Source organism: Salinicola rhizosphaerae (assembly GCF_014652715.1).
GTDB lineage: Bacteria > Pseudomonadota > Gammaproteobacteria > Pseudomonadales > Halomonadaceae > Salinicola > Salinicola rhizosphaerae.
Map to the genome: position 1 here is coordinate 745,452 of NZ_BMZI01000001.1, position 7,425 is coordinate 752,876.

At 62.7% G+C, this 7,425-nt stretch carries 7 protein-coding genes; all 7 read right to left on the bottom strand.

Annotated features, from left to right (window positions below):
- Positions 1 to 133 precede the first annotated feature (133 nt).
- Positions 134 to 1,021: a dTDP-4-dehydrorhamnose reductase gene (rfbD, locus tag IE125_RS03285; protein ID WP_189443131.1), complete on the bottom strand. Its 888-nt coding sequence runs from the start codon at positions 1,019 to 1,021 to the stop codon at positions 134 to 136.
- Positions 1,018 to 2,097 carry a dTDP-glucose 4,6-dehydratase gene (gene rfbB / locus IE125_RS03290; protein ID WP_189443132.1) on the bottom strand — a complete coding sequence of 360 codons (1,080 nt, stop codon included), beginning with the start codon at positions 2,095 to 2,097 and terminating at the stop codon, positions 1,018 to 1,020. Before rfbB ends, rfbD begins: the two co-directional genes overlap by 4 nt.
- Positions 2,098 to 2,208: 111 nt before the next feature.
- On the bottom strand, positions 2,209 to 3,324 hold the full coding sequence (locus IE125_RS03295) for a KpsE/RkpR family capsule polysaccharide export protein (RefSeq protein WP_189443133.1): 1,116 nt from the start codon (positions 3,322 to 3,324) through the stop codon (positions 2,209 to 2,211).
- A 123-nt stretch (positions 3,325 to 3,447) separates the two neighbouring features.
- Complete coding sequence (locus IE125_RS03300) at positions 3,448 to 4,344, bottom strand: ABC transporter ATP-binding protein (protein WP_189443134.1); 897 nt, start codon at positions 4,342 to 4,344, stop codon at positions 3,448 to 3,450.
- A 13-nt stretch (positions 4,345 to 4,357) separates the two neighbouring features.
- Positions 4,358 to 5,188 (bottom strand): ABC transporter permease, encoded by an 831-nt coding sequence (locus IE125_RS03305; RefSeq protein WP_189443135.1) that lies wholly within the window; start codon positions 5,186 to 5,188, stop codon positions 4,358 to 4,360.
- 50 nt (positions 5,189 to 5,238) lie between these two features.
- Positions 5,239 to 6,969 (bottom strand): polysaccharide biosynthesis/export family protein, encoded by a 1,731-nt coding sequence (locus tag IE125_RS03310; protein WP_189443136.1) that lies wholly within the window; start codon positions 6,967 to 6,969, stop codon positions 5,239 to 5,241.
- Positions 6,970 to 7,125: 156 nt separating this feature from the next.
- Positions 7,126 to 7,425: RT0821/Lpp0805 family surface protein (locus IE125_RS03315; RefSeq protein ID WP_189443137.1), on the bottom strand; the 300-nt coding region annotated here is incomplete at its 5' end.

The following is a 7,425-nucleotide window of genomic DNA, read 5'->3' on the forward strand; positions in this document are numbered from 1 at the left end:
TGATCGAGACAGCGAACGCGCCCCCTCGCATGCGCTGTCTTTCAAAGCCACTGATGCGGCCAAAGCCAAGGTTGCCGCCAAAGCCATGGAAGCAGCCCAAGCGTTGACGGCCCACCTGAGGAGAATCGACGCGTCAAGATGACGCGAGCCACTCCTCGAGCGTCAGCGCTAGCTGCGATTCCCAGTCGGGCATCGTGATATCAAGCGAGCGCTCGAGCTTCTCGAGTGACAGACGCGAGTTCAGCGGCCGCGCTGCCGGCGTCGGATAGTCCGTCGTGGGGATCGCCGTTACCGCTTCGGGGCTGATCTTCAGTTCACGGCCGGCCTCTCGGGCCAGTCGGAAGATCGCCTGCGCGAAGCCTTGCCAGCTCGTCTCGCCCCCGGGCGCAAGATGGTAGAGGCCAGCTGCCACGGTCTCGCTCATGCGCTCTTTCAGCGCCATCAGCGTCACCTCGGCGATCAGTCGCGCCGGCGTCGGCGCGCCCACCTGGTCGCCGACCACATTGAGCGAATCCCGCTCCCCGCCCAGGCGCAGCATCGTCTTCATGAAGTTGGCGCCACGCGCGCTGTAGACCCAGCTGGTGCGGAAGATCAGTGCATCGGCGTCGCTTGCCAGGACGGCTTCATCACCGGCCAGCTTGCTGGCACCGTAGACGGAGAGCGGTCCCGTGGCGCTGGTTTCCAGCCACGGCGACGTGCCATTCCCGGGGTAGACGTAGTCCGAGGAGTAATGCACGAGCCGTGCCTGATGGGCAGCGCAGAAATCCGCCAGCTGGGCCGGCAGCTCGGCATTCAGTCGGTACGCTTCACCCCGTGCCTTCTCGGCAGCATCTACCGCCGTCCAGGCCGCCGCATTGGCGACGACATCCGGCTTGAGCCGATCGAGCAGTGCCGTAACCGCCGCCGGGTCGAAAAGATCCAGTGCATCTCGATTGGGCGCCACAATCGTCCCCAGTGGTGCGAGCGATCGTCGCAGCTCGAACCCGACCTGGCCGTTGCCGCCCAGAATCAGCATGTTCATGCGATCGCTCCCAGTCGCTCGCCCTGGTAGCTACCGTTCTGCACCCGACGCCACCAGAGGTCATTGTCGAGAAACCACTGCACGGTCTTGCGCATACCGCTCTCGAAGGTCTCTTTCGGGGTCCAGCCCAGCTCGCACTGAATCTTGCTGGCATCGATGGCGTAGCGCTGGTCGTGTCCCGGACGGTCGGCAACGAACGTGATCAGATCGCGGTACTGCGAGATGCCATCCGGCTTCTGCGGCGCCAGCTCTTCGAGCAGGTCGCAGATGGTCTCGACGACCTGAATGTTCTGCTTCTCGTTGTGACCGCCGATGTTGTAGGTCTCGCCGACGACGCCTTCTGTCGCCACCTGAATCAGCGCTCGCGCGTGGTCCTCCACGAAAAGCCAGTCCCGCACCTGCTTGCCGTCGCCGTAGACCGGCAAGGATTTGCCCGCCAGCGCGCTCAGGATCGTCAGCGGAATCAGTTTCTCGGGGAAATGGTAAGGACCGTAGTTGTTCGAGCAGTTGGTCACCAGCGTCGGCAGCCCATACGTGCGATGCCACGCCCGCACGAGATGATCGGAGCTTGCCTTGCTGGCCGAGTATGGCGAGCTGGGCGCGTAGGGCGTAGTTTCCGTGAAAAGATCGTCGACCCCGTGAAGATCACCGTAGACCTCGTCCGTGGAGATATGGTGAAAGCGGAAATCGGCTGCCTTGCGAGGATCGGAATCGATCAGCGATTTCCAGTAGGTGCGCGTGGCTTCGAGCAGCACGTAGGTGCCGACCACGTTGGTCTCGATGAAGGCCGCGGGACCATCGATCGAACGGTCGACATGGCTTTCGGCGGCCAGGTGCATGACGACATCCGGCTGGCACTCGCGAAAGATCCTGGCCATCGCGGCGGCATCGCCGATGTCCGCCAGACGAAACTCGTAGCGCTCGTCACTGTCGACCCGCGCCAGGGATTCAGGATTGCCGGCATAGGTCAGCTTGTCGACGTTGACGACTCGGTGCGACGTCTGCTCTATCAGCTCGCGCACGACCGCCGAACCGATGAAACCGGCACCGCCCGTTACCAGGAAAGTCTTGCTCATGATGGTGCTCCCGCTCGAGGCTTTTCGTTGTCAGTGAGTTGGCTTCGCGTCGTCGGAGGACTGGCGCTCCGCCACGCTTTCCGGGAATCGGCCGTCCATCGATGGACGACGTCAGTCACGATGGTCTTTCACGATCAATATCAGCATGTTGAGAATCAGCGTGATGAACAGCGCGATGACGGCGAACACGACGCAGTTGTAGAGCCGTTCGGGCTGTTCGGGGTACTCCGGCAGCGTCGGCGTCTGCAGGACCGAGACTTGCTTGAGCTTGCGCGCCGCTTCGATGCGCGTATTTTCCAGCGCCGCCAGCGCTCCCGAATAACTGTCCTGGGCGAACTGGGCCTGCAGCATCAGGGTCTGGTACTCCGAGGAGATACTGTTCAACGCATTGCCCGATTGGCGTGCCAGACGTTCGCGCTCTTGGGCAATCTGATCGTTGAGCGCAGTGATCTCGCTGTTGATACGGACCATTTCCGGGGAACGCGCGCTCTGGTAGCTACCTAGCGCGCTACGCCGCGCCTTGGCAATCGCCAGTTGGCCTTCCAGTCCGGATACCACCGAGTTCAAGCTCTCGACCGTGCCGGTCGGTGACACCAGGCCATTGGCGTTCTGGTAATCGAGCAGGGCGTTTCGGGTCTGCTGGAACTTGGTCTCGAGTAGCGCCACCTGCTGCTCGAGAAACTTCACCTGCTCTTCTGCCAGCCGCTGCCCCATCTCGTTCATGTGGCGCTCGCCCTCGGTCAGCAGCAGCTGGGCGATCTGATGCGCCTTCTCCGGGGTGAACGCCTCGACGTCGACGCGCAGCACGCCGGCGTAGTCGTCCAGCTCGACCGAGACACGTGACAGGTAGTAATCGTGCAGCTCTTCCAGCGGCGCGTTCTCGTCGCCAAGCCGACTGAAGAAGTCCGCGCCGGAGTTCGCATAATGATTGCGGAAATCAGCTTCGCTGATCAGCAGCTTGAGCATGTCCACCGAGCGCAGAAAATCGCGCAGCAGCAGCATGTCGGCAGCATTGGCACTTCCTCCACCGCTCAGCAGGGAGCTGAAATCGAGCGTCGGCGCCGCGATCTGCGGGCTCTCCAGCACGACGTTGGCGTGAGAGACGTATCGATCGCTGGCCCACAGCGCCCAGTAGAGAGAGACCGCCACGATCGCGATCAGGCAGATGATCCAGTGCAGGTACTTCCGCAGAAAGGAAGCGCGTGTAGGTGAAGAAGAGTTGTTCATGGCCGACCTATCGTTATCGATGCGTTATCGGTTCGTTGTCGAAGCGGCGCCGTTATCGGTAGTGCCGCTTGCTTCGAGATTGCTGCCGGGGTTGCTACGAAACGACGCTCCCCTGCGCCGGTTTCAGGCACTCTGCGCCTTGGCCGACTGGAACTCCTGGACGTAGCGCCTGGCCTCGTGCATCCGCTCCCGCGCGTCTTCCATCTGCCAGCGCAGACGGTCGTCGGGGTCGTTCCTTGCGGGATCGTCGCTGGCGATCTGATAAGCGAGCTTGGCCTGCTCGAAGCGACGATTGGCCTGGCGCAGCGTCTGCTTGGCCTCGGTCAGGGAACTCGGCACCTTGAGTGGGGGCGTCTTGGGGCTGTCGGTGGCTTCGTGATAGGCATTGATCGCGTCGTCGATGCGGTCGTACCAGCGCGCCTGGCCGCGGTCGAGCACAATGCCCGCCTCGCAGAATTCTCGAAGCACGCCCTCACCGTGCGAGACCATGATCAGGCTCGCTCGGCCAACCCGATCCTTGAACGCCTCCTTCGCTTTGGCCTTGAATGCCCGGTCGCCAACGGCTGTCGCTTCGTCGGAGAGATAGACGTCGAAGTCGAACGCCAGCGACAATCCGAATGCCAGACGAGAGCGCATCCCCGAGGAGTAGGTCTTGACCGGCTCGTCGAACGCCTCGCCGATCTCGGCAAAGGCTTCGACCTCGTCGACGATCTTGTCGATCTCTTCATCGGCGCCATGAATTCTGGCCACGAACTTGACGTTCTGGCGGCCGGTCATCGAACCCTGAAACCCGCCGGCGAGACCGATTGGCCAAGAGACGCGGCTTTCACGGACGATGGCCCCCCGATCCGGCGAATCCATGCCGCCGATCAGACGCAGCAGCGTCGATTTCCCGGCGCCATTGCGGCCTAGCAGCCCGACGCTGACGCCGGAGGGAATCGTCAGGTTGATATCCTTGAGCACCCACTGGCTGCCGTGATGGTTGTGATAGCGCTTGTAGAGGTTGCGGATTTCGATCATGTAAGCGCCCTCCTCAATGCGCTTTCAGCTTGTCGCGAAAGCGAGCGTGCAACAGCAGGCCGAGTGAAATGGAGCCCAGCGCCCAGAACCAAAGGTAGGTCTCGCTGATACCGCCGATGGTGTGATAGCCATCGAAGAAGCTCAGGCGAATGCTCTCGAGCCCATGCACGATCGGATTGAGCAGCAGATACTCGCGATATTCATGGGGCACGTAGAGCACCGGGAAGATGACGCCCGAGAGCAGCAGCAGTGGCAGTTGCAGAATGCGCACCACCTTCGCGATTTCGGGCACCAGGTCGGCGCAGACGGAAAGCGTCAGACCGAAGCCCCAGCCCAGCGCCCACAGCGAGAGCCAGTCGAACACCACACCGAGCGGATAGTCCGGGATCAGCTCGAATTTCAGCAGGCTGCCGACGCCGATGAACAAAAGGAAGATCAGCGTCTTGAGCATGCCCTCGAGAAAGCAGCGCACCAGCACCGGATCGATGGGCTTGACCTGCCGGTAGGCAAACAGGCCGCGGTTGGCCTCGACGGCGCCGACCGAGCGCATCATGTTTTCCCGGAACAGCGTGAACCCCATCAGCCCTACCACCATCCAGGCGACGTAGTCGGCCCCGGCAATGTGGCGTCCCGACATGAACAGGCCACGAACCGAGACCATCACCCCGATGATCGCCAGCGGTTCGAAGATCATCCAGAACCAGCCCATGCGGTCGGCCATGGTTCTCGAAATCGCTTCACGCATGAACATCGCGAACCAGACGCTGCGGGTCACGCGCCACGGCGAGCGTGAGACACGGGCCGGGCCACGAGCGTCGGAGCGGGTCAGATCCAGAGTTGCCATGACGAATTACCCCTTGATGACGTCGGAGCCGATCGAGCGATCGACAGGGCTCATAGATCCAGAGCGACCTTGGTCGCCACGGCAACCTGATAGAGAATCTGCGTGATCGCGGAAGCGAGCTCGATGTTGCTCGTCGGCGCGGCCGGCAGCACGATGATCTCGTCGCCCGAGCGCATCGTCGTCTGATCGGCACGAATGACCGCGCCATTGCGATGTACCACCAGGACCTGATCGTCGTCGGCGCGCGGCGTAAACCCACCGGCCTGCTGAATGTAATCGCTCGCGCTCATCCCTGGCGTGAAGACCATTGCCTGCGGAATCACGATCTCGCCACTCAGCAGGATCGAATCGGAGCTCTCGGGAATCGTGACGATGTCACCATCCTGCAGACGGATGTCGGCCACGCTGCCATCGCGCGCCACGACCAGGCGGCCGGTGGGTTTGACCTGCGATGCCTTCTGCACGAAGCGTTCGATCAACTCCGCCTGCCGGACCTGAATCTCACCCTCTTTCGCCGTTCTCGATGGATAACCGAGGTAGGTGGTCTCCAGGCGGCGCAGGCTATCCTTGAGCGACGCCGCCTGCTGCTCGGCGACGCTGACCCGCCGGATCGAGACATCCTGATAGCTGGTCATGCTCTTGGGCACGGCGATCGCGTTGAGCAGTTCCCCCAACCGGGCATCACGCGGCAGCGCGAATCGAGACGGCCCGTAGTAGCTGCCCTCGACCTGCACGACGATGGTCTCGTCACGCTGATCGGCGCTGAACAGCACTTCATCGCCACGCTGCACGCGGGCACTTCGGAATTGGGCCAGCGGCAGATAGCGGGAGATCGGTCCATCGCTGCGACTGCCACGCAGCAAGGCATGGGAAACACCTGACTTCAGTCGCGCCAGGTTGATCACGTCCTGCCCCGTCAGCGAGTCGCCGACCAGCTCGTAGCGGTAGGGCTTCTGGACATCGCCCACCACGCTGATGGAGGGGCCGCGCTCTTCGACCACGATGGTGTCGCCGTCACGAAACTGCGGGCGAGCGATCGTGCCGTCGATCAGAAAGTCATAAAGGTCGACCACGTCGACGATCTGATTGCCGCGCTTGATCGTGACCTGGCGATAGCTGCCGAGCGCCTGGTCGATGCCGCCAGCCTGGTCCAGGAAGTAGAGCACGGAGTCGCTCGGCGTGCCGGAATAGCGTCCCGGGTTGATGACGTAGCCCGTCACGAACACGCCGACAGGCTGCACGCCCTGGAGGTTGGTATAGACGCTGACGTTCTCGGGATAGACCGACTGGATGGCGCCGCGGACGCGAGCGTTGAGCTGCGAGTTGGAGATACCCTGAACCTGCAGCGGCCCGATGCGTGGCAGGAAGATATTGCCCTGAGCATCGACGACCAGCACGCGATCGAAATCGACCCCGCCCCAGACGCGTAGCGTGATCTGATCGCCAGGCTTGATCAGGTAACTGGGGTTCAGCCCGTCCGCCCCCGTACCCCGAAAGCCGCCGGTGAACAGGTTGCTGCCGAACGGCGGCAGGCTTTCAGGGTCGACCATCGCCTGGCCACGGGGGTCGACCGGCCCGTAGGTTCCCGTGTTCCAATCGGCTCTCGGCGCGCTGTCGACATCGGCAGACTCTGCCGTCTGCGAGGAGAGCGGCGCAGCCTGCTGATCACTGGGCAGAATCGTGCTGCTGTCGCCGATCGACTGGGCCTGCGCAACGCTCACGCCGAGGCACGCTACCGCCACCAGACACATGGCCCGGAAAATCGCTGTTACCTGCTTCATGTTCGTTCCCTTCCACTACGCTTCTCGGGCCACGGGGGCGGACGACGCATGACACTCGTCCATCGAAACGCGAACGATCACGTTCACGCTCGTCGTGGCTGGGTTATCGATTCGTCATCGGAATCGACGGATTTCGACGGCTTCGCTGACGTCTTTTCAGCGAATGATTTCCGTCACCAGGCGCTGCGCGTACCAACCTTTCCCCGATACCTGACAGGCGATCTCGCCGCTGGGCAGGGACGCTGGTGCCACGTTTCTCGCGACATCCAGGCGAATGCAGCTACGGCCACTGGCGGCGAAATAGCGCTCTCGAACCTGTACCGAGACATTCGCCCCCCAGGGCGTCTGCTGAAGCGTGGTGGTGCTCCCCGTTGCGGCGTTGTCCAGAAACGCGCCCAGTGACGCGCTGACCGGCACGCCGCCACTCATCGGCATCGCCGCGTCGGCCATCCGCTG